The organism is Terrabacter ginsenosidimutans, from assembly GCF_039539425.1.
Lineage (GTDB): Bacteria > Actinomycetota > Actinomycetes > Actinomycetales > Dermatophilaceae > Terrabacter > Terrabacter ginsenosidimutans.
Genome location: NZ_BAABDC010000006.1, coordinates 18,282 through 41,101 on the forward strand (window position 1 = coordinate 18,282; position 22,820 = coordinate 41,101).

General features: G+C 72.0%; 22 protein-coding genes and 1 pseudogene. 11 read left to right on the top strand and 12 right to left on the bottom strand.

The annotated features are described in order from the left end of the window. The first annotated feature begins 16 nt into the window (after positions 1-16). Positions 17-1,138, top strand: coding sequence for a citrate synthase 2 (locus tag ABD831_RS16555; protein ID WP_344949062.1), 1,122 nt, complete (start codon positions 17-19; stop codon positions 1,136-1,138). A 123-nt stretch (positions 1,139-1,261) separates the two neighbouring features. Next, on the top strand, positions 1,262-1,954 hold the full coding sequence (locus tag ABD831_RS16560; protein WP_344949065.1) for a helix-turn-helix transcriptional regulator: 693 nt from the start codon (positions 1,262-1,264) through the stop codon (positions 1,952-1,954). A gap of 32 nt (positions 1,955-1,986) precedes the next feature. On the opposite strand, the gene ABD831_RS16565 is transcribed toward ABD831_RS16560, so the two are convergent. Next, positions 1,987-2,253, bottom strand: coding sequence for a hypothetical protein (locus tag ABD831_RS16565; RefSeq protein WP_344949068.1), 267 nt, complete (start codon positions 2,251-2,253; stop codon positions 1,987-1,989). 338 nt (positions 2,254-2,591) lie between these two features. Here ABD831_RS16565 and serC point away from each other — a divergent pair, with 338 nt between their 5' ends. The 4 genes from serC (at position 2,592) to ABD831_RS16585 (ending at position 7,284) form a co-directional block, all read left to right on the top strand. Beyond that, the gene (serC, locus tag ABD831_RS16570; RefSeq protein WP_344949652.1) at positions 2,592-3,716 is read left to right on the top strand and encodes a phosphoserine transaminase; all 1,125 of its coding nucleotides are present in this window, start codon (positions 2,592-2,594) and stop codon (positions 3,714-3,716) included. Positions 3,717-3,886: 170 nt separating this feature from the next. Then, on the top strand, positions 3,887-5,233 hold the full coding sequence (locus tag ABD831_RS16575; RefSeq protein ID WP_344949071.1) for a lytic transglycosylase domain-containing protein: 1,347 nt from the start codon (positions 3,887-3,889) through the stop codon (positions 5,231-5,233). A gap of 84 nt (positions 5,234-5,317) precedes the next feature. After that, a complete protein-coding gene (locus ABD831_RS16580; RefSeq protein WP_344949074.1) occupies positions 5,318-5,563 on the top strand; it encodes a hypothetical protein in 246 nt (81 codons plus the stop codon). 134 nt (positions 5,564-5,697) lie between these two features. After that, positions 5,698-7,284 carry a ribonuclease J gene (locus tag ABD831_RS16585; protein WP_425582846.1) on the top strand — a complete coding sequence of 529 codons (1,587 nt, stop codon included), beginning with the start codon at positions 5,698-5,700 and terminating at the stop codon, positions 7,282-7,284. A 126-nt stretch (positions 7,285-7,410) separates the two neighbouring features. Here the strand turns inward: ABD831_RS16585 and ABD831_RS16590 are convergent, their stop codons facing one another. The 7 genes and pseudogenes from ABD831_RS16590 to ABD831_RS16615 form a co-directional block, all read right to left on the bottom strand. Continuing rightward, on the bottom strand, positions 7,411-8,592 hold the full coding sequence (locus ABD831_RS16590) for a hypothetical protein (protein WP_344949078.1): 1,182 nt from the start codon (positions 8,590-8,592) through the stop codon (positions 7,411-7,413). Positions 8,593-8,671: 79 nt separating this feature from the next. Then, positions 8,672-9,337, bottom strand: coding sequence for a response regulator (locus tag ABD831_RS16595; protein WP_344949081.1), 666 nt, complete (start codon positions 9,335-9,337; stop codon positions 8,672-8,674). Then, on the bottom strand, positions 9,334-9,720 hold the full coding sequence (locus ABD831_RS16600; protein WP_344949084.1) for a sensor histidine kinase: 387 nt from the start codon (positions 9,718-9,720) through the stop codon (positions 9,334-9,336). The genes ABD831_RS16595 and ABD831_RS16600 overlap by 4 nt, the downstream gene beginning before the upstream one ends. 52 nt (positions 9,721-9,772) lie before the next feature. Next, positions 9,773-10,375: pseudogene (locus ABD831_RS22280) on the bottom strand (histidine kinase); the annotation flags it as partial. Positions 10,376-10,591: 216 nt separating this feature from the next. Beyond that, positions 10,592-11,878, bottom strand: coding sequence for an MFS transporter (locus tag ABD831_RS16605; protein ID WP_344949087.1), 1,287 nt, complete (start codon positions 11,876-11,878; stop codon positions 10,592-10,594). After that, positions 11,875-12,324 (bottom strand): MarR family winged helix-turn-helix transcriptional regulator, encoded by a 450-nt coding sequence (locus ABD831_RS16610; protein ID WP_344949090.1) that lies wholly within the window; start codon positions 12,322-12,324, stop codon positions 11,875-11,877. The genes ABD831_RS16605 and ABD831_RS16610 overlap by 4 nt, the downstream gene beginning before the upstream one ends. Before the next feature lie 200 nt (positions 12,325-12,524). Next, a complete protein-coding gene (locus ABD831_RS16615) occupies positions 12,525-14,030 on the bottom strand; it encodes an NCS2 family permease (RefSeq protein ID WP_344949093.1) in 1,506 nt (501 codons plus the stop codon). A 57-nt stretch (positions 14,031-14,087) separates the two neighbouring features. Between ABD831_RS16615 and ABD831_RS16620 the strand changes: the two genes are divergently transcribed. Beyond that, complete coding sequence (locus ABD831_RS16620) at positions 14,088-14,360, top strand: DUF2530 domain-containing protein (RefSeq protein ID WP_344949096.1); 273 nt, start codon at positions 14,088-14,090, stop codon at positions 14,358-14,360. Positions 14,361-14,426: 66 nt separating this feature from the next. Here ABD831_RS16620 and ABD831_RS16625 read toward each other — a convergent pair whose 3' ends face one another. After that, positions 14,427-15,314, bottom strand: a complete 888-nt coding sequence (locus ABD831_RS16625) for a DUF3027 domain-containing protein (protein WP_344949099.1) — start codon at positions 15,312-15,314, stop codon at positions 14,427-14,429. A gap of 4 nt (positions 15,315-15,318) precedes the next feature. Then, a complete protein-coding gene (locus tag ABD831_RS16630; RefSeq protein WP_142178935.1) occupies positions 15,319-15,714 on the bottom strand; it encodes a cold shock domain-containing protein in 396 nt (131 codons plus the stop codon). 165 nt (positions 15,715-15,879) lie between these two features. Here ABD831_RS16630 and ABD831_RS16635 point away from each other — a divergent pair, with 165 nt between their 5' ends. Next, the gene (locus ABD831_RS16635; RefSeq protein ID WP_344949102.1) at positions 15,880-16,356 is read left to right on the top strand and encodes an SRPBCC family protein; all 477 of its coding nucleotides are present in this window, start codon (positions 15,880-15,882) and stop codon (positions 16,354-16,356) included. A 49-nt stretch (positions 16,357-16,405) separates the two neighbouring features. Here ABD831_RS16635 and ABD831_RS16640 read toward each other — a convergent pair whose 3' ends face one another. Then, the gene (locus tag ABD831_RS16640) at positions 16,406-17,347 is read right to left on the bottom strand and encodes an aldose 1-epimerase family protein (RefSeq protein WP_344949105.1); all 942 of its coding nucleotides are present in this window, start codon (positions 17,345-17,347) and stop codon (positions 16,406-16,408) included. Between the two features lie 91 nt (positions 17,348-17,438). Between ABD831_RS16640 and ABD831_RS16645 the strand changes: the two genes are divergently transcribed. Beyond that, positions 17,439-19,700 (top strand): helicase-associated domain-containing protein, encoded by a 2,262-nt coding sequence (locus tag ABD831_RS16645; protein ID WP_344949108.1) that lies wholly within the window; start codon positions 17,439-17,441, stop codon positions 19,698-19,700. Positions 19,701-19,706: 6 nt separating this feature from the next. After that, on the top strand, positions 19,707-20,081 hold the full coding sequence (locus ABD831_RS16650) for a DNA polymerase ligase N-terminal domain-containing protein (protein WP_344949111.1): 375 nt from the start codon (positions 19,707-19,709) through the stop codon (positions 20,079-20,081). Positions 20,082-20,105: 24 nt separating this feature from the next. On the opposite strand, the gene ABD831_RS16655 is transcribed toward ABD831_RS16650, so the two are convergent. Next, a complete protein-coding gene (locus ABD831_RS16655) occupies positions 20,106-21,038 on the bottom strand; it encodes a hydroxymethylglutaryl-CoA lyase (RefSeq protein ID WP_344949114.1) in 933 nt (310 codons plus the stop codon). Between the two features lie 70 nt (positions 21,039-21,108). On the opposite strand from ABD831_RS16655, the gene ABD831_RS16660 reads away from it, so the two are divergent. Next, positions 21,109-22,761 (top strand): DNA repair helicase XPB, encoded by a 1,653-nt coding sequence (locus ABD831_RS16660; protein ID WP_344949117.1) that lies wholly within the window; start codon positions 21,109-21,111, stop codon positions 22,759-22,761. Positions 22,762-22,820 lie beyond the last annotated feature (59 nt).

Below are 22,820 nucleotides of genomic sequence, written 5' to 3' on the forward strand. Positions count from 1 at the left end.
CACAGCAAGGATCGACATGGCAGACAGCACGCCCGACCCTGACTTCAAGCCCGGCCTCGAGGGCGTCATCGCCTTCGAGTCGACCATCGCAGAGCCGGACAAGGAGGGTGGGGCGCTGCGCTACCGCGGCGTCGACATCAACGACCTCGTCGGCCACGTCGACTTCGCCCACGTCTGGGGACTGCTCGTCGACAACGAGTTCGACCCCGGGCTGCCGCCCGCCGAGCCCTACCCGCTGCCCGTCCACACCGGCGACGTGCGCGTCGACGTCCAGTCCGCGCTCGCCATGCTCGCTCCGGTGTGGGGCTTCAGGCCGACCCTCGACATCGACGCCGCCGAGGTGCGCGACAACCTCGCTCGCGCCGCCGTCATGGCGCTGTCGTTCGTCGGCCAGTCGGCACGTGGCCTCGACAAGCCGATGGTGCCGCAGAGCGAGGTCGACAAGGCCCGCACCATCACCGAGCGGTTCATGATCCGCTGGCGCGGCGAGCCCGACCCCAAGCACGTCGAGGCCGTCGACGCCTACTGGGTCTCCGCAGCCGAGCACGGCATGAATGCCTCGACCTTCACCGCTCGCGTCATCACCTCGACGGGTGCCGACGTGGCGGCCGCGCTCTCGGGCGCCGTGGGCGCGATGTCCGGACCGCTCCACGGCGGCGCGCCCTCGCGCGTGCTCCACATGCTCGACGGCGTCGAGCAGCAGGGCGACGCCGCCGCCTACGTCAAGGGCGTCCTCGACAAGGGCGACCGCCTCATGGGCTTCGGCCACCGCGTCTACCGCGCCGAGGACCCCCGCGCCCGCGTGCTCCGCTCGGCCTGCGAGCGCCTCGGCGCCCCGCGCTACGAGGCCGCCGCCGCGCTCGAGAAGGCCGCGCTGGAGGAGCTGCACGCGCGCCGACCCGACCGCGTGCTCGCGACCAACGTCGAGTTCTGGGCGGCAGTGATCCTCGACTTCGCCGAGGTACCGCCGTCGATGTTCACACCGATGTTCACCTGTGCCCGCACCGCCGGGTGGTCGGCGCACATCCTCGAGCAGAAACAGACCGGGCGCCTCATCCGCCCGTCGTCCCGCTACATCGGCGAGGGTCCGCGCAAGCCCGAGGACGTCGCAGGCTGGACGCCGGACATCTCGCACTGAGACACCCGAGCCGAGCCCGTATGCCGTGTGGCTCGTAGTCGGGACACCGTGGCACGCGACGCCTAGGCTGGATCACAGCCCACGTTCGCGCCGCTCCGGCGGGGCAACAGCCGAGGTGGCGCCATGCCCGACTCGTTCGTCCACGTCAGCGACGTCAGGCGTCTGCTCGAGATCATCGAGGACGCGCACGTCTGGCAGCCCGAGGACTTCTTCTACGCCTCGGTGCTCTACGGGCTGGCGCTCCTCGTGCCGGCGGACGAGGTGGGGTTCCAGGTCAACGCCTGGCAGCGGATGTGGCTCTCGTTCCACGACGTCGCCGGGGGCAGGCAGGTCCCCGTCGTCTCGCCCGAGGTGGACCCGGGCGACCCGTCCTTTGCCTGGGAGGGCGGCGCCGGGCTCTCCGAGCCGCTCGGAGACACCACCGTGACCTCGTCGTCGGAGGTGCACGGGGGCCGGCGGGTCTCCGAGCTCATCGGCTCCATGGCGCCGATCGGCGACCTCGACAGCCGTGTCGTCCTCCACCGGTACGGCGGTCCGGCGTTCTCCGACCGCGAGGTCGACCTGCTTCGGCTCGCGCGGCCGCACCTGGCCGAGCTGCAGCTCCGTCGCCGGGCAGAGCTGGGCGGCCAGGCCCCTCTGACGCATCGGCAGTGGGAGATCCTCCGTCTCGTCGCGCTGGGCGCCACCAACCTGCAGATCGCCCACCGGCTCGGCATCTCCGAGGGGACCGTCCGCAAGCACCTCGAGAACGCCTTCGTCCGGCTGGGAGCCGCCAGCCGCAGCGAGGCCGTGTCCAGGCTCCGCGGGTTTCTCTGAGCCGGGCAGCGGCGATCAGGGCGCGGACGCCCTCACTCCGGTGACGCGCCGTCGCTGCGGCGGAACGCGAGCATCGCCATCGCCACCACGAGGAGTGCCGCGCCGAACACCCAGTCGCCCAGGCCGTCCGACCCCAGGACCGACCGCGCGAGCGGAGCCGGCACCGGCGGCCAGATTCCGGACCGGCCGGCCGACTCCGGCATCGGCTCGGAGGCCAGTGACGTCGCGACGCCGAGAACGAGACCGGCGCTCGCCACCACGACTGCAGCCAACGACCGCAGGGCCATGCGCAGGAACATGTCCGACCTCCCCCCAGACCGGACCGTCGGTGCGTCCCGGCCTCCTTCCAGCATCCCGACGGTGGGGTCCGGCGAACATACGAGGTTCCGCGTAGTGCACTCCCGCGACTTTGCCCAGCAGCACACCGTGCGGCGCGTGCGTGCGACCTCGAGGTTCGTGGACGGCTCGACCGGCGCGCCGGTCTGGCTGTCCACGCACCGAGCCCGGGTGTCCAAGGGGTGGTCACCTGGGGTTCAATGGCGGCGGTGACGACGGCGTCATCCGTTCTCAACACGTCTGCCACCTGCTCGTCACGTGGCCGCACTCCCAAGGTGATCTCGTGACCGAAGCTCCAGCCGTGACCCCGACCATCACCATCCCGGCCGAGCTCCTGCCCGGCGACGGACGGTTCGGCTGCGGGCCCTCCAAGGTCCGCCCCGAGCAGCTCGACTACCTCACCTCCCTCGGACGCACGGTGCTCGGCACCTCGCACCGCCAGGCGCCGGTCAAGAACCTCGTCGGTGAGGTCCGCGCCGGGCTCAGTGACCTGTTCTCCCTGCCCGACGGCTACGAGATCATCCTCGGCAACGGCGGCTCGACCGCGTTCTGGGACATCGCCGCCTTCGGCCTCGTGCGCGAGCGCTCGCAGCACCTCGCCTTCGGGGAGTTCTCGAGCAAGTTCGGCAACGTCACCAAGGCCGCACCCTTCCTCGGCGAACCGACGATCGTCAGGGCCGACCCCGGCACGCTGGCCAGCGCGCACGCCGAGGCCGGCATCGACGTCTACGCCTGGCCGCACAACGAGACCTCGACCGGCGTGATGGCCCCGGTCGAGCGGGTCGAGGGCGCCGACGACGACGCGCTCGTGCTCATCGACGCGACGTCGGGCGCCGGCGGCCTGCCCGTCGACATGACGCAGGCCGACGTCTACTACTTCGCCCCGCAGAAGTGCTTCGCCTCCGACGGCGGCCTCTGGCTCGCGGCCTTCTCCCCCGCCGCCCTCGCCCGCGTCGAGCAGATCGCCGCGACGGGGCGCTGGGTCCCCGACTTCTTCAGCCTGCCGACGGCGATCGAGAACTCGCTGAAGAACCAGACCTACAACACGCCGTCGGTCAGCACCCTGGCGCTGCTCAACAGCCAGCTGCAGTGGATGCTCGGCAACGGCGGTCTCGACTGGGCGACGGCGCGCACGAAGGACTCCTCGAGCCGCCTCTACGGCTGGGCCGAGCAGACGAGCTGGACGACGCCCTACGTCGCCGACCCGGCCGCCCGCTCGCAGGTCGTCGGCACCATCGACCTCGACGACTCGATCGACGCGGCGGCCGTGGCGGCGACGCTGCGCGCCAACGGCGTCGTCGACGTCGAGCCCTACCGCAAGCTCGGTCGCAACCAGCTGCGTGTCGCGATGTTCCCGGCGATCGACCCCGAGGACGTCACGACGCTGACGCGGGCGATCGACCACGTGGTCTCCGCCCTGGGCTGAGTCCGGGCCGAGCCCCGCCCGACAGCGACCCCGAGAGGGCCGGTTCCCGTATGCCGGGTGCCGGCCCTCTCGCACGTCCGGCCCGTCGCGCCCGCGTGACCTTTGGACAGGTGCCTCGTTGACCCGAGCAGACCGCCAATGGGGGCGGCTGTCGCACTCGAGGAGTACTCATGGTCCGCATCGTCCGCGCCGGCACCACCGCGCGCCGGATCGCTGCAGCCGTGCCGGTCATCGCACTGGCCTCGGCCGGCATCGCGTTCGCCGCCACCCGCAGCACCGACACCGCCGCGCCGGCGTCCGCGATCACCGTGCCCGACCAGGCGATCGCCGAGGGAAGCCCGCTCTACCCGCAGGCCGGTCCCGCTCCGGCGCCGATGCAGCTGCCCCCGATCTACCAGACCTTCACCCAGGACTACGCCCGCGTCGACGTGCCCTCCGAGGCTCGGGGTGCGGTCACGGCCATCGAGTCGCTCGCCCCGGTCCGCCTGGACGCGAACGGCATACCCGCCGTGGCCGTGGCCGCCTACCAGCGCGCCGCCGGCGTCCTCGACGGCATCAAGCCGGGCTGCGGTGTCGACTGGGCACTCCTCGGCGCCATCGGTCGCGTCGAGAGCAACCACGCGCGCTTCGGGGGCAACGTCCTCGACGCGAGCGGCATCGCCCGTCCCGGCATCATCGGCATCCCGCTCGACGGGTCTCGCGGCACGGCGAGGATCACCGACACCGACGGCGGCGCCCTCGACCGGGACCCCGTCTACGACCGGGCCGTGGGCCCGATGCAGTTCATCCCCGGCTCGTGGAAGCTGGCCGGCCGTGACGGCGACGGCGACGGGGTCGCCAACCCGCAGAGCCTCACCGACGCCGTCACCGGCGCCGGCGTGCTGCTGTGCTCGGGCGGCACCGACCTGCGCCGCCCGGGCGCCGCCTACCAGGCCGTGCTGCGCTACAACCACTCCGACTCCTACGTCCGCACGGTCCTGTCGATCGCCGACGCCTACCGCCGCGGCGTGACCGTGGTACCGATGAGCGCGCTCCCGGCCGCCCGCCCGGCGCCCGGCAGCGGCACGGCCACCCCCGACGGCTCCGGCTTCGCGTATGCCGGTTCGCCGGCCCCCCGTTCGACGGCTTCGCCGGGAGCCCGCCCCACACCGAGCTCCTCGGCGAAGCCGTCACCGTCCGCCACGCCGAAGCCCTCGGCGTCGTCCAAGCCGTCCGGCAAGCCGGCGCCGAAGCCCGCGCCCTCGCCGACGAAGGGCGCACCCGGCCTCCCGGTGCCACTTCCGTCCGTGCCCGGCGTGCCGCTCCCCTCGGTCAGCGTCCCCCTCCCGTCGGCGACGAAGCTGCCCGTGCCGACCCTGCCGGCCGAGATCGTCCGACTGCTCGCGCTGCCGCACCTGCCGCTCCTCTCGGGCGACCCCAAGGACCTCGTACGGGTGCTCGACCCGCTCAAGGGCAAGGTCGTCTGCGTCCTCGTCGACAAGGTCGTGACCTGCCCCACCGGCGGTCTGCTCGGCTGACCGGAGCCCGTCGACCTGCTACGCCCGGACGGGCGCCCAGGTGACGAGCGGCGAGGCCGCGACCCCCGTGCGACCGCTCGTGACATGCTCTCCATGTCGAAGCAGGTCTCGGCGAGGACCACGGACCTGGACGGCGCGGTGACCCGCGATGGCGACGACGTGTGCCGCCGGGTCGAGACCGCTGCCATCGGCCACCCCGCGTCGCTCAGCACGAGAAGGATCACCATGACCCCGCAGTTGCCCACCCCAGCCACCCCACACGTCTCCGACCCCGCCCCTGCCACCTCGGACGGCCGGGACCTCAGCTCCCGTCCCGGAGGTGCCCAGTGAGCGCGGGCGGCGGTCGCCGGCAGCAGTCCCGTGGCCGGGGACGTGGCTCCCGACGGTCCCAGGACCTCCCCACGCTGCCACGCGACGGCCTGCGGATCGTTCCGCTGGGTGGCCTGGGCGAGATCGGCCGCAACATGACGGTCTTCGAGCACGCCGGACGGCTGCTCATCGTCGACTGCGGCGTCCTCTTCCCCGAGGAGCACCAGCCGGGCGTCGACGTGATCCTGCCCGACTTCTCCTGGATCCGGGACCGTCTCGACAAGGTCGACGCCATCGTGCTGACGCACGGCCACGAGGACCACATCGGGGGCGTCCCCTACCTGCTGCGGGAGCGACCGGACATCCCGGTCGTCGGCTCCCGCCTGACGCTCGCCTTCCTCGAGGCGAAGCTGCAGGAGCATCGCATCACGCCCGTCACCGTGCAGGTGAGCGAGGACGACCGTCGCACCTTCGGCCCCTTCGACTGCGAGTTCGTCGCCGTCAACCACTCGATCCCCGACGGCCTCGCCGTCGCGATCCGCACCGCCGCCGGCCTCGTGCTGCACACCGGGGACTTCAAGATGGACCAGTTCCCGCTCGACGGTCGGGTGACCGACCTGCGCGCGTTCGCCCGTCTCGGCGAGGAGGGCGTCGACCTCTTCCTCGTCGACTCGACCAACGCGGAGGTCCCCGGCTTCACCGTGTCCGAGGGTGAGCTGTCGCCCGCCATCGAGGCGGTCTTCCGGACGACGCCCGGCCGGGTCATCGTGTCGAGCTTCGCCAGTCACGTCCACCGCATCCAGCAGGTCCTCGACGCGGCTCGTGACCACGGCCGCAAGGTGGCCTTCGTCGGCCGCTCGATGGTGCGCAACATGGGCATCGCGGCCGAGCTCGGCTACCTGAACATCCCCAAGGGCCTGGTCATCGACCTCAAGCAGCTCGAACGCCTGCCCGCGAACCAGATCGCCCTGATCTGCACGGGGTCGCAGGGCGAGCCCCTCGCCGCCCTGTCGCGCATGGCCAACCGTGACCACCCCATCCGGGTCACCGAGGGGGACACCGTGCTGCTCGCCAGCTCCCTCATCCCCGGCAACGAGAACGCGATCTACCGGGTGATCAACGAGCTCACCCGCTGGGGCGCCAACGTCGTGCACAAGGGCAACGCCAAGGTGCACGTCTCGGGCCACGCCAGTGCCGGCGAGCTGGCCTACTGCTACAACATCGTCCAGCCCTCGAGCGTCCTGCCCGTCCACGGCGAGTGGCGCCACCTGCGGGCCAACGCCGACATCGCCATCCGCACGGGCGTCGACGCGAAGCGCGCCCTCATCGGCCACGACGGCGCGGTCATCGACCTCGTCGACGGCCAGGCGAGCATCACCGGCACCGTCCCGGCCGGGCTCGTCTACGTCGATGCCATGACGGTCGGCGGAGCGACCGAGGAGTCCCTGCACGTGCGCCGCACCCTCGCCGAGGAAGGGGTGATCACCATCGTCTGCATCGTCGACCCCGACACCGGCAAGCTGACCGAGGAGCCCGACTACCTCGCCCACGGGTTCGAGCACGAGCCCGGCGACTTCGCCAAGGCCACTCCGGCCATCCAGAAGGCGCTCACCACGGCCACCAAGGAGGGCATCGAGGACATCGAGCAGGTCGAGGAGCTCGTCCGCCGGGCCATGTCCACGTGGGTCCACCGCCAGGCACGCCGCAGCCCCCTCATCATCCCCGTCATCGTCGACGCCTGACCGTTCCTGACGGAGGGGTCGGGCGCGCTGACGCGCTCGGGTCGCACGGCTCGCACGGCGTCGAGAGCCGCAGACGGACCAGGGACACGTCCCTGGTCCGTCTGCGGTCTGTCTGTGGTCCGCGGGTCACCTCGGGGCGAGCCGGCCCCCGGCTGCGGGGAGTCGAGGTGCACCGGTGGAGGCGGCCCGGTCCAGCCTCGGGACACCGAGCGCCATGACGATGGAGAGACCGGTCGTGACGAGGGGCAGGTCACTCGGTTCGAAGCCGTGCGCGCCGACAGCCAGCCCGTTGGCGATCAGGAGGAAGCCTGCAAGACCCCCGGTCACGCCGGCCAGTCGGACGCGTCCACCGAGGTGCGCCTGGCTGGCCAGCGCCGCCGCGAAGGTCAGCACCGTGACCCCGAGCAGGATGGTGAAGAACGAGTTCACCCCCCACTCCACCCACCGGACCGCCTCCGCGGCGGCGAACCGCGCGGCCCGGTCGTCGGGAGCTGCGGCGGCCCAGGAGTCCACGGCCTGCTTGAGGGCGACGCCGTCCACGGCCATGTTGACCGCGATCAGGGCCGCGGTCGCGGCAGCTGAGGCGGTGCCGAGGCGCACGAGCGTCGGGACTGCACCGAGTCGCTGCAGGACGCGGCCGAGCACGAGGAACCCGGCGACCACGAGGGCTGCCGACAGGAACTGGAGGTCATGGACCCACACCCAGTCGCTGCTGTGGGCGTACTCGGTGAACACGGACACGTGAGAGTTCGGGGGCTCGTCGTGCGGGTGGAGCAGGCCGCCGGCGACCGCCAGCCCCGCGCCGCCGACGAGCAGGATGGAAGAGACGAGCGCAGTGCGCGACCCGTGCGGGTCACCGTTCGCGTTCAGCACTGGCGCGGAGGCGGCGGCGTGCGGTCGCCACGCCAGGTAGGCCCCCATCAACGCGAACATCGCGATGTGGCCCCACGTGAGCAGTGCGTCGCCCGGGAGGACGCCGAGCCAGTAGGGCACCAGCAGGACGACGAAGGGGAGGACCATGACCGCCGACATCTCGGCGATGTGGCGCGCAGCATGCCGCCGCACCCACATCCAGGCGGACATGCCGAGGGTCATGTCGAACGCCATGGTCAGGGCCATCGCGTCGGGTCGGCCGGTCAGGCCGGGCCAGACGCTGTCCCAGAGGAGGCCGAGGAGCGCCATGCCGACGAGCATCGAGACGCTCATCTCGACGTAGGCGGTGAGGAAGCGGACGAGCCGCGTGCGGAGGAGCCGGCTGACCGTCGCCCGTGGCGAGCGGTCCGCATACAGGGTCGTGAAAGTGGTCATGCCGACGATGGTCGATCCCGCAACCCGTGCGTCGGACGTGCCAGAGGTCACGGAGCAGGTCATGAGTCGGGCATGACCCTCAGAGCAGGCCGAGCGCGTGCGCCCGCAGGGCAGCCTGCGTGCGGTCGCGGACGCCGAGCTTGGCCAGGACGTTGGTGACGTGGTTCTTCACGGTGCCCTCGGAGAGGTAGAGCCGTTCGGCGGCCTCACGGTTGCTGAGCCCGTCGGCCAGCGCCCGGAGGACCTCGAGCTCGCGCTGGGTGAGCGGGTCGACGAGCGGCTGCGGACGCGGCTCGTCAGCGAGGTCGGGCAGCCGGCTCATCCGGGCCAGGACCTTGGCGGCGACGGACGGTTGCATGACGGACTCGCCCCGGGCGGCTGCCTGAACGGCCTCGACGAGCCTGGGCGCGGTCGCGTCCTTGAGCAGGTAGCCGATGGCTCCGGCGCGCAGGGCCGGGAAGACCTCGTCGTCGCCGTCGAAGGTGGTGAGGACGAGCACGCGCACCTCGGGATGCTCGACCCGCATCCGCTGCGTCGTGGCCACGCCGTCGAGCACCGGCATCCGGAGGTCCATGAGCACCACGTCCGGTCGCAGCACGGCCGCCATCTCCAGTGCCTGGAGGCCGTCCGCCGCGGCGCCCAGGACCTCGACCTCGTCGCACGCCTCGAGAAGGGTCGTCAGCGCTTCACGGAACAGGGTCTGGTCGTCGACGACCAGCACCCGGACGGGGCCGTCGATCCTCATCCCGGCACCTCGACGCGCACGGCCACACCCGTGCCGGGCGTCGACTCGACGGCGAGCGAGCCACCGAGACGATCCACTCGCTCACGGATGCCGACCAGCCCGAACCCACCTGGGTCGCCACCGAGGCCGCGGCCGTCGTCGCGAACCTCCAGGCTCACCGAGCTCGGCAGGTAGACCAGCCGGAGCACGGCGGTGTGGGCGTTCGCGTGCTTGTGGATGTTGGTGAGACCTTCCTGGGCCGCACGGTAGAGCGCCACCTGCACGTCGCTGCCGAGCCGGCGTTCGGCGCCCTGCACGTCCACCGAGGTCGGCAGGCCGGCCGCCGTACTCTCGAGCGCCAGGGCCTCCAGCTGCTCCGAGCCGCTGGGCCGGACGCGCCTCACGCAGGGCGGCCACCGACTCGCGGACCGACGCCAGGGCCTGACGCGCCTGGTCCTCGGCCAGGCTGAGCAAACGGTCGGCCCTGGCAGGGTCTCTGCGCAGCACCGCCCTGGCGGCCTGGACCTGCATGCCGACCACGGTGAGGTGGTGCCCCAGCCCGTCGTGGATGTCCCTGGCCACGCGAGTGCGTTCCCGCATGGTGGCCAGCTCCTCGGCCTGGGCGCTGAGCTCGGTCAGCCGGGTGTTGGCCACGGCCAGCTCCGACCGTGCCTGTTGCTCACGCAGGTGCAGGGCGGCGAGGACGAAGGCAAAGACGCACGCCAGCCCCGTGCTGACGACCTGTCGCAGCCCGTCCAGCATGGGCATCCCCACGTGCACCAGGGGAACGAGCAGCGCGACGACGATCGCCCAGCGAAGTGGGAGCAGCATGACGGCCTGGACGACGACCACCACGAGCAGCAGCGTGCTGCCCACCCCCGCGCCGGCCAGGTCGAAGACGACGAACCCGAGCGCCAGGGCAACGGCCAGGTAGCCGACGCGGGTCACGCGTCCACGCCCGAGCGCCCATCGGTAGCCGGCCACCGACCAGACCACGAAGACCAGGCCCAGGGCACCCGCCGGCAGGATCGTGCGGCTGGGAGCGGCCTCGAGCAGCATCACCAGCAACGCTGCTGCTGCCAGCGTGGGCAGCGCCCGGTTCACCGTCCAAATGTCGCGCCCGCCCCCGACCGAGTCAACCGGCCCCCGTCGGCACACCGCGTCGGACGTCAGCCCGAGGTGGCCCGGCTCAGCGGTTGACGAGCGCCGCGACCACCGCGATCACGATGAACAGCAGCAGCGCCGCGACCGTGAGCCGGTGGCGGAACTTGAAGTTCACTTCGTCACCTCGGGAACCGGCGGGACCGGCGAGGCGAGCTGGATGCGAAGCCGCGGGCGTCGCTGCGTCTGGATGGTCACCGCGACATTCTGCCGACGTGCGACCCAGAGGGCCACCGCGACGAGGCTGAGGCCCACGGCGATGGTGCCGATGGCGATCGTCCAGCGAGGTCCCCAGACGTCTCCCAGCCACCCGATGACCGGCGCCCCGATGGGCGTACCGCCCATGAAGATGGCCATGTAGAGCGCCATGACGCGGCCTCGCATGACCGGGTCGACGCTGACCTGGACCATGGCGTTGGCCGTGGTCAGCGCGGTCAGGGCGGCCAGGCCGGTCGGCACGAGGAAGATCGCGAACATCACGTAGTTCGGCGCCGTCGCGAGCAGGGCCGTCGACACGGTGAAGCCGGCGAGCGCGACGAGGAGCACCCGCATGCGCGGTCGGGCCCGTCGGGCCGAGAGGAGCGCGGCGGTGAGGGAGCCGACGGCCATGATCGAGCCGAGCAGGCCGTACTCCCCCGGCCCCTTGTCGAAGACCTTGGTCGCCATCAGGGCCATTGTCAGCTGGAAGTTCATGCCGAACGTTCCCAACACGAAGACGAGCGCCATGATCAGCACGAGGTCGGGCCGGCCCCTGACGTAGCGCAGGCCCTCGCGGATCTGGCCCTTGCCCCGAGCACGCGGCGACGGCGTGAGCAGGCTGGTGTTCATCCGCAGCAGCGCGACGAGGACGAAGAGGAAGGTGGCCGCGTTGACGTAGAGCGCGGGCGCGATGCCGAACCAGGCGATGACGAGACCGGCGACAGCCGGGCCGGCGAGTCGACCCAGGTTGAAGGAGGCGCTGTTGAGCGCGACGGCGTTGGGCAGGTGCTCGGTGTCGACCATCTCGGAGACGAAGGTCTGACGGGCCGGGTTGTCGACGGCGGTGGCGACTCCCTGCAGGAACGCGAGCGCGTAGACGTGCCACAGCTCGACGACCCCGGCGGCCGTGAGCACCGCGAGCAGCAGGGCCGTCACGAGCAGTGCCGTCTGCGTGAGGAACAGGATGCGACGCTTCGGGAAGCGGTCGACGAGCATCCCCGCGAACGGGGCGAGGATGAGGAAGGGCAGGAACTGCAGGCCCGTGACGATTCCGAGGGCCGTCGACGAGTGGTCGGTCAGGACGGTGAGCACGAGCCAGTCCTGGGCGACGCGTCCCATCCACGTGCCGACGTTGGAGACGATCGCGCCCGAGGCGTAGATGCGGTAGTTGGGGATGGACAGCGAGTGGAACGTGGGGCTCATTCGCTGGCCACCTTGGCGAGCACGGCGGCGGCGCGCTGCAGCAGCTCGCGCTCGTCGTCGGTCAGCTGCTCGAAGCGCGAGAGCATCCACTCGTCGCGGTGCTTGCGGATGCGCCCCAGGGCACGGCGCCCCTCGGTGGTCAGCGCCAGGATGACCTGTCGGCCGTCGGTGGGGTCGTCGGCGCGGGAGACGTAGCCGCGCTCGACGAGCATGTTCGTCGTGCGCTTCATGCTCGGCGCGGAGACGCGCTCGATGTCGGCCAGCTCGCTGTTGGTGCGCGTCGTGGCCTCGAGCCGGCACAGCACCGAGAACTGGTGCGGCGGCAGCTCGCGGTCGGACTCGAAACGGACCCGCCGCGAGATACGCATGCAGGCCAGTCGGATGTCGTTCGAGAGGGAGACGAGCTCGGCTCTGGAGAGCCGGGCGGTGGGGTTCTTGGCAGTCAAGGGCGGATCCTCGGAAGTACAGTCTGGAGATACTTAGCCTAACTCATTACCCCTGCTAATCATTCCCAACCCTGGACGAAACGGATCCGCCATGACGCGCCGCGCATGCGTGAAGGCCCCCTCCCGAGCGGGAGGAGGCCTTCACGGCATACGTGCTCAGGCGACGTGTCGCCTGCAGTCGCCTTGGGCGACAGGGCTGCTCAGGTGAGCATCGACTCGAGCGGCGCCTTGATGAAGTACACGACGAAGAACGCCGCGACGATCCACAGCAGCGGGTGGACCTCACGGGTCTTGCCGCGGGCGATCTTGATGAGCACCCACGCGATGAAGCCCGCGCCGATGCCGACGGTGATGTTGTAGGTGAACGGCATGAGCACGATAGTGAGGAACGCCGGCAGCGCGATCTCCATGTCGTCCCAGTCGATGTTCTTGACCTGGGTCATCATCAGGAAGCCGACGATGACGAGCGCCGGGGCCGCGGCCTCGGACGGCACGACCGCGAAGAGCGGCGCGAGGAACGTCGCGAGCAGGAAGAGCACGCCGGTCACGACCGACGCGAGGCCCGTGCGCGCGCCCTCCTCGACGCCCGACGCCGACTCGATGTAGGAGGTGTTGCTGCTGACGCCACCGGCGCCACCGGCGATCGCGGCGACCGAGTCGACCACGAGGATGCGGTCGGTGTGCGGCGGGTTGCCGTCCTCGTCGAGGAGCTTGGCCTCGGTGCCGATCGCGACGACGGTGCCCATCGTGTCGAAGAAGTCGGCGAGCAGCAGCGAGAAGACGAACATGACGGCCGTGACGATGCCGATCTTCTCGAACGAGCCGAGCAGGCTGAACTGGCCGAGGATGCCGAGGTCGGGGGTGTTGGTGATCGAGTCGGGCAGCTTCGGCACGGTGAGGGCCCATGCCGACGGGTTCATCAGGGCGCCCTTGTCGTCGAAGACGCGCGGACCGATCTTGAAGATCGCCTCGAGGGCCATCGCGAGGACGGTCGCCGCCACGATGCCGATGAGGATCGCGCCCTTGACCTTGCGGATGAGCAGGACCGCGATGAGGAAGACCCCGACGACGAAGACCAGGGTCGGCCAGCCGTCGAGGCTCCCGCCGATGCCGAGCTCGCTCGGGACCGAGCCGGGGGTCGTGGGCCGGCGCGCGAAGCCGGCGTCGATGACGCCGATGTAGGCGATGAACAGGCCGATGCCGACGGAGATCGCGACCTTGAGCGGCCCCGGGATGGCCTTGAAGACGGCCTTGCGGAAGCCGGTGAGCACGAGGACCAGGATGATGACGCCCTCGATGACCACAAGGCCCATGAGGTCGGCGAAGGTGATCTTCTCGGCCGAGTGGGTCAGCACCATCCCGGTGATCAGGCCGTTGATCCCGAGGCCTGCGGCCAGCGCGATCGGGAAGTTCGCGACGAGACCCATGAGGATCGACATGACGCCGGCGACGACCGCCGTGCCGACCGCCACGAGCAGCTTGCTGCGGGTCAGGTCGGTCGTGCCGCCGATCATCGTGCCCGAGCCGTCGACGACGCCCGAGAGGATGATGGGGTTGAGGACCACGATGTAGACCATCGTGAAGAACGTGACGACGCCTCCCCGGACCTCACGCGCGACGGTGGACCCGCGCTCGGAGATCTTGAAGAAGCCGTCGAGCCCAGACCGGGTCGGTGTGGGGGTGGTGGTGCGCGTATCCGTCGACATGGCGCACACCCTAGTGGCGGCGCGTTTCGGGCGTGTGACGGGCCATAGGCTGTCTGCGTGACCGACGAGACGAGCCACGACGCGCGGGCGGGTGCCGCCGACCCGACGACGCCCGAGCACATCGAGCCGCTGCACGTGCCGATGCTGCGGATCATCGAGGTCGGGCTCGCCGTGTGGGTCGTCGCGCTCGTGGTCACCCTCGTCGTCCCCGCCCTGCACGAGGGTGACCGCGACTGGTGGCCGTGGACGTGCGTGGCCGGGTTCGTGCTCGGCGCGATGGGCTGGACCTACGTACGCCGTGGGCGCGGCAACGCCCGCGACGCCGCCTGAGCAGCTCTCCCGAACAGCACGAACCACCCGGGTATGCCGGGTGGTTCGTCCGTGGTCCAGGCCGCGTCAGTCGGTGACGGGGTCGTCCGAGCCGTGGTGCTCCTCGGCCGGGGCTGCGCCCTCATCCGGGGCGTCGGCGGTCTGCTCGGCGGGAGCCTCTGCCGGCGCCTCTGCCTCGGCCTCGGCCTCGGCCGCGGTCGAGCGCTCGGCGGGCTCGAGGTCGAACGCGAACTCGTCGACGATCGGCTCGCCGACCGCCGGCGGCTCGGGGTGGTCCATGTCGGTCTCGGAGTGCGCCCCGCACCCGTGGTCGAGCGTCACGACGCGCCCGTCGGACGGGCTCCACTCGTTGGCGCACACCCCGAACGTCACGCGCAGCGCACCCGCCATGGGCAGGAAGTAGCCGCAGGTCGTGCAGTGCGCGGTGGCCTTGGCCGCGACCTCGGACGTCGGTCCGTTGTCGCCGGAGTACCAGCGGGACGCGGCGGACTCGCGGCCCTCGGCCGACAGCACGCGCGGGCGACCGAGGCCGAGCTCGAAGAAGGCCATCTGGTCGACGTCCTCCTCGCCGGTGGCTTCGAAGCCGGCCTCGAGGTTGGGGTCGTCGGGGCGGTAGGGCAGCACGTCGCCGGCGCCGAGGTCGCCGGGAGCGAGCCGGTCGGCATACGGCAGCCACTCGGGGGCCAGCACGGCGTCGGGGCCCGGGAGCAGGTTGGTCTCGCAGACCGTGGCGACCTTGGCGCGGGACACCCGGGCGACGCTGACGCCCCACCGCCACCCGCGGTAGCCCGGCGACGTGCACTCGAACCAGTGCATGCCGAGGCGTTCCTCGAGCAGGTCCATGCCGAGGTGCGCGCCGATGGTGCCGGGCTCCGCGACCTCCTCGAGGACGCTGCGGGCGAGGTCGGACGCGGCCAGCAGCACGGCGTCCGTCTTGGGGGTGGTGACGGTCATGGGCTCACTTCTCCAGCTCGTCCGCGAGGCCGCGCAGGGCGCGGGCCACGTTGGAGGCGAGCTTGCGGTCGGGGCGGCGTCCGGCGCGGTAGCCCTCGCCGACGCCGTCGAGCAGCTGCACGACGTCCTCGAGGATGACGACGAGCTCCTCGGGCGTCTTGCGGGTCTGCGCGGTCTTGTTGGCGGCGACGGACTGGACCGGGTCGAGCACCTTGACCGACAGCGCCTGGGCGCCCTTGCGGCCCTCGACGATGCCGAACTCGACGCGCATGCCCTTCTTCAGGGTCGTGACGCCCTCGGGGAGCGCGTTCGCGTGCAGGAAGACGTCCGCGCCCGAGTCCTCGGAGATGAATCCGAAGCCCTTGTCCGCGTCGTAGAACCTGACCTTGCCAGTCGGCACAGTCCACCTCGTTCAGATCTCGGTCGGCCGCGTCACGGCACGACTCGATGGCGCTCCTTGCGCTCTGCTCCAGCCTATCCGCTTGGTGCAAGCCGGATTCCTCGCCGCGCAGGTGCCGGGGGTCTCTCCGACCCCGGCCGACACCGAGCCGCCCTACGCTGGGGCATGCCCTCGCCCCTGCGCCTCGAGTCCTCCCGCGCCGTGCCCGTCGAGGTCGGCGACGCCTTCGACCGCCTGCTCTCCCACCCGTTGACCGACCTCATGTCGCGCCGCTACGCCCTGCTGCCGCCGATCCGCGAGGTGCGCGACCAGTCGGGACCCTGGGACCGGGCAGGGCAGACGCGCACGATCGTGCTCGCCGACGGCGGCACCATGCGCGAGCGCCTGACGGAGGTCGTGCGGCCCGAGCGCTTCGACTACGTGCTCACCGACTTCACGGGGGCGCTCAAGCCGCTCGTCTCGCACGTCGACGGCAGCTGGGCCTTCGCCCCGGAGGGCACCGGGGTGCGCGTCACGTGGCGCTGGACGCTGCACCCGACGAGCACGTATGCCGCCCGGGTCCTGCCGCTCGTCGGCCGGATGTGGCGGGGCTACGCGCGCCAGGCGCTCGAGCAGACGTCGGACATCCTGCTCGTACGGTGAGACGTCCCGGGCTCAGGCGGGGACTCAGGGGCGGGACTCAGGGCGCGACTCAGGCCGGGGCGATGCCCCACGTGCCCGACCACTCCTCGCCCGGCTCGAGCACGACGAGCGCCTCGCCCGAGTTGAAGGCGTCGGCCGGGCAGCTCATCGGCTCGACGGCGATGCCGACCTCGCCCTTGCGGTCCTCGGCGATCGCGGTGAAGACCTGCAGCCACGGGAAGGAGGCGTCGGCCCACAGGCTCGTCGTGCGGTCTGCGGCCGAGACGGTGCAGCGCCACATCCCGTCGCCGTCGCGCAGGACGTCGGTGTAGGCCGTGTCGAGTCGCGCGTCCCCGACGGCGTGGGCCACGCGGAAGTCGTAGGGCCCGCCCTCGACCGGGTGCGTCGCAGCCGGCAGCAGCCGCTCGTCGACCTCGACCCAGGTCTCGGCCGGGATGCGCAGCTCGACGTCAGGCAACAACGTGTCGCCGATGGCGAGGTAGGGGTGCGCGCCGTAGCCGAAGGGCGCCGCGGACGGGCCCACGTTGCGGGCCGCGGTCGTGACGACGAGGCCCGAGTCGTCGAGCAGGTAGGTCGTGCGCAGGTCGAGGAAGTGGTCCCACCCGGGCTGCGGGTGCAGTCGGTAGCCGACGGTCACGCGGTCGTCCTCGAGCTCGACGAGCTCCCACAGGGCCCATCGGACGAGGCCGTGGCTGGCGTTGCCGCGCGGCACCTCGGTGACCGACAGCTGGTGCTCGGCGCCGCCGAAGGTGTAGCGGCCGTTGCGGATCCGGTTGGGCCAGGGCATGAGCTGCTGGCCCCGCCCGGACGCGCACGTCTCGTCGGCCGCGTAGCCGGCGACGAGGTCGACGCCGGCACGGCTCAGGGTGCGCAGCCCCCCGCCGACCTCGACCACGGTCGCCTCGAACGGGCCGTGCCCGATGGTCCACTGCTGGCCCGTCGGGCGGGCCGGGACGGATCCGGCGGGTGACACCGGTGAGAGCGCGCTCATGAGGGCAACGCTAGCGGGCGCCGGTTCCCGCGACCGGCACCACACGGCATACGGAGTCAGGGGGCCTGCCCGGGAGCAGTAGGTTGGGAGGATGGCCACCCCGAGCCGGAGCCTCGCCGACGACATCCGCGGTCGCAGCGACGCAGAGCTCATCGACCTCGTCCTCGCGCGCCCGGATCTCGCGCGCCCCGCGCCGGCCGACCTGACGAGCCTGGCTGCCCGCGCCGGGACCCGGGCCAGCGTGCAGCGGGCCGTCGAGGCCCTCGACCGGGGGCACCTGCAGGTGCTCGAGGCCGTCGTCGTGGTCGGCGACGGCGCCGACCGCGCAGACCTGCTGCGCCTGCTCGGCACCGACGAACGCAAGACCGTGGACGCGATCGTGTCGGACCTGTGGCGGTCGGCGCTGGTGTGGCGCGGCGCGGACGGCCACCACGTCGTGCGCACCGTGCCCGAGGTGCTGGGCAGCTCGATCGCCGGGCTCGGCGTCCCGATGCGCGAGCTGCGACCGTCGTCGCAGCCCGAGGACGCCGACCCCGAGCGCATCCGGGCGACCCTCGCGCAGGCGCCGGACGACTCGCGCGCCATGCTCGAGCGGATGACGTGGGGACCGGCGTTCGGCGTCCTGCCGGCCGCGCCTCCCGGACGGACGACCGCTCGCTGGCTGCTCGAGCACCACCTGCTCGTGCCGGTGTCGACCGACCGCGTGGCGCTGCCCCGCGAGGTCGGGCTCGTGCTGCGCGAGGGCCGGCTGCACCGGTCCCTCGAGCTGACCCCGCCCGACATCGAGGCCCGTGCGGTCTCGCTCGTCGACGCCGCGGCCGGCGGGGCTGCGAGCGAGTGCCTCACCCACGTCGACGAGCTCGCCGCCGCCTGGGGCGCCGACCCGCCGCGCGTGCTCCGGGCCGGCGGCCTGTCGGTGCGGGACCTGCGGGTCACGCAGCTGGCGCTCGACCTCGACCCCGAGCACACCGCCTTCGTCGTCGAGCTGGCGTATGCCGCGGGCCTCGTCGCCGACGACGGCGAGGTCGTGCCGGTGTGGGCTCCCACGTCGGAGATCGACGAGTGGAGCTCGAGCGAGTCCGGTCACCGGTGGGCGACCATGGCGCTCGCCTGGCTCGGCTCGACCCGCGCACCGCACCTCGTGGGGCGACGCAGCACCGGGACGGGACCGGCCAACGCGCTCGGTCCGGACGTGCAGTGGCCGGCGATCCGGGCGATCCGGCGCGAGGTGCTGCGCGAGCTCACCTCGCTACAGCCGGGCAGCGCGGCCGACCACGCCTCGCTGCGCGAGCGCCTCGCCTGGCGCCGCCCGAACAGATCCGCCGCGGTGCTCGACGAGGCCGTCGAGGCGGTGCTGCGCGAGGCGGAGTGGCTGGGGGTCACCGGCCGCGGCGCCCTGTCCGAGGCCGGCCGTGCGCTGATCGCCTCCCCCGACTCGGTCGACGACGTCGCGGCGGCCATGGCGGCGCACCTGCCCTCGCCCGTCGACCACATCCTCGTCCAGGCCGACCTCACGGCAGTCGCCCCCGGGCCGCTCGTCGGAGGTCTCGGCTCGTTCATGCGCCTCGCCGCCGACGTGGAGTCCCGCGGCGGCGCCACCGTCTACCGCTTCACCCCGGAGTCGGTGCGCCGGGCCCTCGACGCCGGGTGGACCGCTGCCGACTTCATCGAGACGGTGCGCCGCTCGAGCCGCACGCCGGTGCCCCAGCCGCTGGAGTATCTCGTCTCCGACGTCGCCCGCAAGCACGGGCAGACCCGCATCGGCGGGGCGGCCGCCTACATCCGTTCCGACGACGAGGCGGTGCTCGACACGATGCTCGCGTCTCGCGACCTCACTCCCCTGCGCCTCCGGCGGCTCGCACCGACGGTGCTCGTCTCGTCGGCCGACCCGCGCGTGCTCGTGGACCTGTTGCGCGACAACGGTTTTGCGCCGGTGCACGAGGGCCAGGACGGCACCGTCGTCCACGCCGAGACGCCTCGGCGCCGCGCCGGCTCACGACGCCGCGGGCCCGGCCCGACGGTCTCACCCGTCGACCGGCCCCACACCCAGTCGCTCGTCGACGGCCTGCGCGCAGCCGAGGCCACCGCCGACCAGCGCCGCGTCGAGGACGAGGCCCGCCCCGGTCCGCGCATCCAGGCCATGGACCCGGTCGTGACGCTGTCGCTGCTGCGCGACGCGGTCGCCGACCGGCACGGTGTGTGGATCGGCTACTCCGACGGACACGGCGCGACGAGCCGTCACCTGATCCACCCGCAGCGGGTCGAGGGGGGTCGGGTGCGGGCCACCGACGAGTCCGGCCACGAGAAGTCGTTCTCGGTCCACCGGATCACCGGCGCCACCCTCGAGGGCTGAGCGGCCTTGGCAGGCAAGGGTTCTCGCACAGGTCAGCGGCCGGCATACGTGCTCCACGACCACCGCAAGCCGCGACCGCACTTCGACCTGCGACTCGAGGAGGACGGCGTGCTGCGGTCGTGGGCGGTGCCCAAGGGGCTGCCGACGTCGAGCCGCCACGACCGCCTGGCCGTCGCGGTCGACGACCACGAGATGGACCACCTCGGCTACACCGACGAGCACAAGTCGGTGGCCGACACGGGCTGGTGGGAGGATGAGTCGCGCGACGACCACCGGGTCGTCTTCGTGCTCCACGGGCAGGGTGGGTCGCGCCGCTACGCGCTGATCCGCACCGACCGCGACTGGCTGCTCCACCTCACCAAGGACCAGCCCACCGCCTGACGCGGACCCCCTCGACGGTGGGGGTCAGGCGCCGGCGAGGGCGCGCACGACGTTGCTCGGGCTCGGGCGGCCGAGCTGCCCCGCCATCCAGACCGACGTCTCGACGAGGGCCTCGAGGTCGACCCCGGTCTCGACGCCGGCGCCGTGCAGCGCCCAGACGAGGTCCTCGGTCGCGAGGTTGCCGGTCGCGGACTTCGCGTAGGGGCAGCCGCCGAGGCCACCGGCCGCCGCGTCGACGACGGAGACGCCGTCGCGCAGGGCCGCCATCGTGTTGGCGAGCGCCTGGCCGTAGGTGTCGTGGAAGTGCACCGCGACCCGGTCGGTGCCGATGCCCCGGGCACCCAGCGCCTCGAGGAGCCGGTGCACGTGGCCGGTCGTGCCGACGCCGATCGTGTCGCCGAGGCTCAGCTCGTGACAGCCGAGGTCCATCAGCCGCTCGGCGGTGTCGACGACCTGGCCGACCGGCACCGGCCCCTCCCACGGGTCGCCGAAGCACATCGAGACGTAGGCGCGGACCCACATCCCGTCGGCCAGGGCGCGCTCCACGACCGGCTCGAACATGGCGTACTGCTCCGACACCGACCGGTTGAGGTTCTTCTGCGCGAAGGTCTCGGTGGCCGAGCCGAAGATCGCGATGGCGGTGAGGCCCAGCTCCTCGGCGCGGTCGAGACCGCGCTCGTTGGGCACGAGGGCGGGACGGCGGCGACCTCGCCCGTCCGGGCCCAGCCCCGCGAGCACGTCCTCGGCGTCGCCCATCTGCGGCACCCACCGAGCCGGCACGAACGACGTCGTCTCGATGGTGCCCAGCCCCGCGGCCTCGAGCCGGCGGATGAACTCGACCTTCGTCGCGGCCGGCACGACCGTCTTCTCGTTCTGCAGCCCGTCGCGCGGGCCGACCTCGTAGATGGTCACCTGTTCGGGCAGTCCCGACGCCGCCTCGACCTGTGGGGATCGCATTCGCCCATACTGTCAGGCGTGACCTCGCGCCCCGGGAACACCCGTACGCCACGAATGGTTGGACGAGTCGATGAATGACGGACCGCTGATCGTGCAGAGCGACAAGACCCTCCTCCTCGAGGTCGACCACCCGAACGCCGAGGCGGCGCGGCGCGCCATCGCGCCTTTCGCCGAGCTCGAGCGCGCGCCCGAGCACGTGCACACCTACCGCATCACCCCGCTCGGCCTGTGGAACGCCCGCGCCGCCGGGCACGACGCCGAGCAGGTCGTCGACGCCCTCATGACGCACAGCAGGTATGCCGTCCCCAACGCGCTGCTCGTCGACGTGGCCGACACGATGGACCGCTACGGTCGCCTGACCCTCGAGAAGGAGGGCCTCGCCGAGTCCGCCGAGGGCACGCGACTCGTGCTGCGCACGACGGACCGCCCGGTGCTCGAGGAGGTGCTGCGGCACAAGAAGATCAAGCCGCTGACCGGCGAGCGCCTCGACGACCTCGCCGTCCTGGTGCACCCGAGCGAGCGTGGCACGCTCAAGCAGGAGCTGCTCAAGATCGGCTGGCCGGCCGAGGACCTCGCCGGCTACGTCGACGGCGAGGCGCACCCCATCGAGCTCCAGCAGGACGGCTGGCACCTGCGGCCCTACCAGCAGCACGCCGTCGACGGGTTCTGGCACGGCGGGTCTGGTGTCGTCGTGCTCCCCTGCGGCGCGGGCAAGACGCTCGTCGGCGCGGGCGCGATGGCCGCGGCCAAGGCGACGACCCTCATCCTCGTGACGAACACGGTCAGTGCGCGGCAGTGGAAGGACGAGCTGATCAAGCGCACGACGCTGACCGAGGACGAGATCGGCGAGTACTCCGGTGCCCGCAAGGAGATCCGTCCCGTCACCATCGCCACCTACCAGGTGCTGACGACCAAGCGGAAGGGCGCCTACGCCCACCTCGACCTGCTCGACGCGCGCGACTGGGGCCTCGTGGTCTACGACGAGGTGCACCTGCTGCCCGCGCCGATCTTCCGGATGACGGCCGACCTCCAGGCTCGTCGCCGCCTCGGCCTCACCGCGACCCTCGTGCGCGAGGACGGCCGCGAGGCCGACGTCTTCAGCCTCATCGGCCCGAAGCGCTTCGACGCGCCCTGGAAGGACATCGAGGCACAGGGCTACATCGCTCCCGCGGACTGCGTCGAGGTGCGGGTCAGCCTCCCGGACGGTCAGCGGATGGCGTATGCCGTGAGCGAGCCGGAGGAGCGCTACCGCCTCGCGTCGTGCTCCGACGCCAAGCTCCCCGTCATCGAGAAGCTCGCCCAGCAGCACGCCGGTGAGCCGACGCTCGTCATCGGGCAGTACCTCGACCAGCTGCACGAGGTCGCCGAACGGCTCGGCGCCGAGGTCATCACCGGGGAGACGACGGTCAAGGAGCGCCAGCGCCTCTACGACGCCTTCCGCACCGGTGACCTCACGACCCTCGTCGTCAGCAAGGTCGCGAACTTCTCCATCGACCTGCCAGAGGCGAGCGTCGCGGTCCAGATCAGCGGCACCTTCGGCTCACGCCAGGAGGAGGCGCAGCGCCTCGGCCGCGTCCTGCGGCCCAAGGGGGACGGGCGGACCGCGCACTTCTACACGATCGTCAGCCGCGATACCGTCGACGCCGACTTCGCGGCCCACCGCCAGCGCTTCCTCGCGGAGCAGGGCTACGCCTACCGGATCGTCGACGCCGACGACCTCTGACGGCGTGGACGCGCGGACGTCGGGCCCCGACCGACCGTCGGGGCCCGACCTCCCGAATC

Excerpts from the sequence above, each read along its gene's own strand:
- ABD831_RS16555 (WP_344949062.1), top strand. The coding sequence starts at position 17 with ATGGCAGACAGCACGCCCGACCCTGACTTCAAGCCCGGCCTCGAGGGC.
- ABD831_RS16560 (WP_344949065.1), top strand. The coding sequence starts at position 1,262 with ATGCCCGACTCGTTCGTCCACGTCAGCGACGTCAGGCGTCTGCTCGAG.
- ABD831_RS16565 (WP_344949068.1), bottom strand. The coding sequence starts at position 2,253 with ATGTTCCTGCGCATGGCCCTGCGGTCGTTGGCTGCAGTCGTGGTGGCG.
- ABD831_RS16575 (WP_344949071.1), top strand. The coding sequence starts at position 3,887 with ATGGTCCGCATCGTCCGCGCCGGCACCACCGCGCGCCGGATCGCTGCA.
- ABD831_RS16580 (WP_344949074.1), top strand. The coding sequence starts at position 5,318 with ATGCTCTCCATGTCGAAGCAGGTCTCGGCGAGGACCACGGACCTGGAC.
- ABD831_RS16585 (WP_425582846.1), top strand. The coding sequence starts at position 5,698 with ATGACGGTCTTCGAGCACGCCGGACGGCTGCTCATCGTCGACTGCGGC.
- ABD831_RS16590 (WP_344949078.1), bottom strand. The coding sequence starts at position 8,592 with ATGACCACTTTCACGACCCTGTATGCGGACCGCTCGCCACGGGCGACG.
- ABD831_RS16595 (WP_344949081.1), bottom strand. The coding sequence starts at position 9,337 with ATGAGGATCGACGGCCCCGTCCGGGTGCTGGTCGTCGACGACCAGACC.
- ABD831_RS16605 (WP_344949087.1), bottom strand. The coding sequence starts at position 11,878 with ATGAGCCCCACGTTCCACTCGCTGTCCATCCCCAACTACCGCATCTAC.
- ABD831_RS16615 (WP_344949093.1), bottom strand. The coding sequence starts at position 14,030 with ATGTCGACGGATACGCGCACCACCACCCCCACACCGACCCGGTCTGGG.
- ABD831_RS16625 (WP_344949099.1), bottom strand. The coding sequence starts at position 15,314 with ATGACCGTCACCACCCCCAAGACGGACGCCGTGCTGCTGGCCGCGTCC.
- ABD831_RS16635 (WP_344949102.1), top strand. The coding sequence starts at position 15,880 with ATGCCCTCGCCCCTGCGCCTCGAGTCCTCCCGCGCCGTGCCCGTCGAG.
- ABD831_RS16640 (WP_344949105.1), bottom strand. The coding sequence starts at position 17,347 with ATGAGCGCGCTCTCACCGGTGTCACCCGCCGGATCCGTCCCGGCCCGC.
- ABD831_RS16645 (WP_344949108.1), top strand. The coding sequence starts at position 17,439 with ATGGCCACCCCGAGCCGGAGCCTCGCCGACGACATCCGCGGTCGCAGC.
- ABD831_RS16655 (WP_344949114.1), bottom strand. The coding sequence starts at position 21,038 with ATGCGATCCCCACAGGTCGAGGCGGCGTCGGGACTGCCCGAACAGGTG.
- ABD831_RS16660 (WP_344949117.1), top strand. The coding sequence starts at position 21,109 with ATGAATGACGGACCGCTGATCGTGCAGAGCGACAAGACCCTCCTCCTC.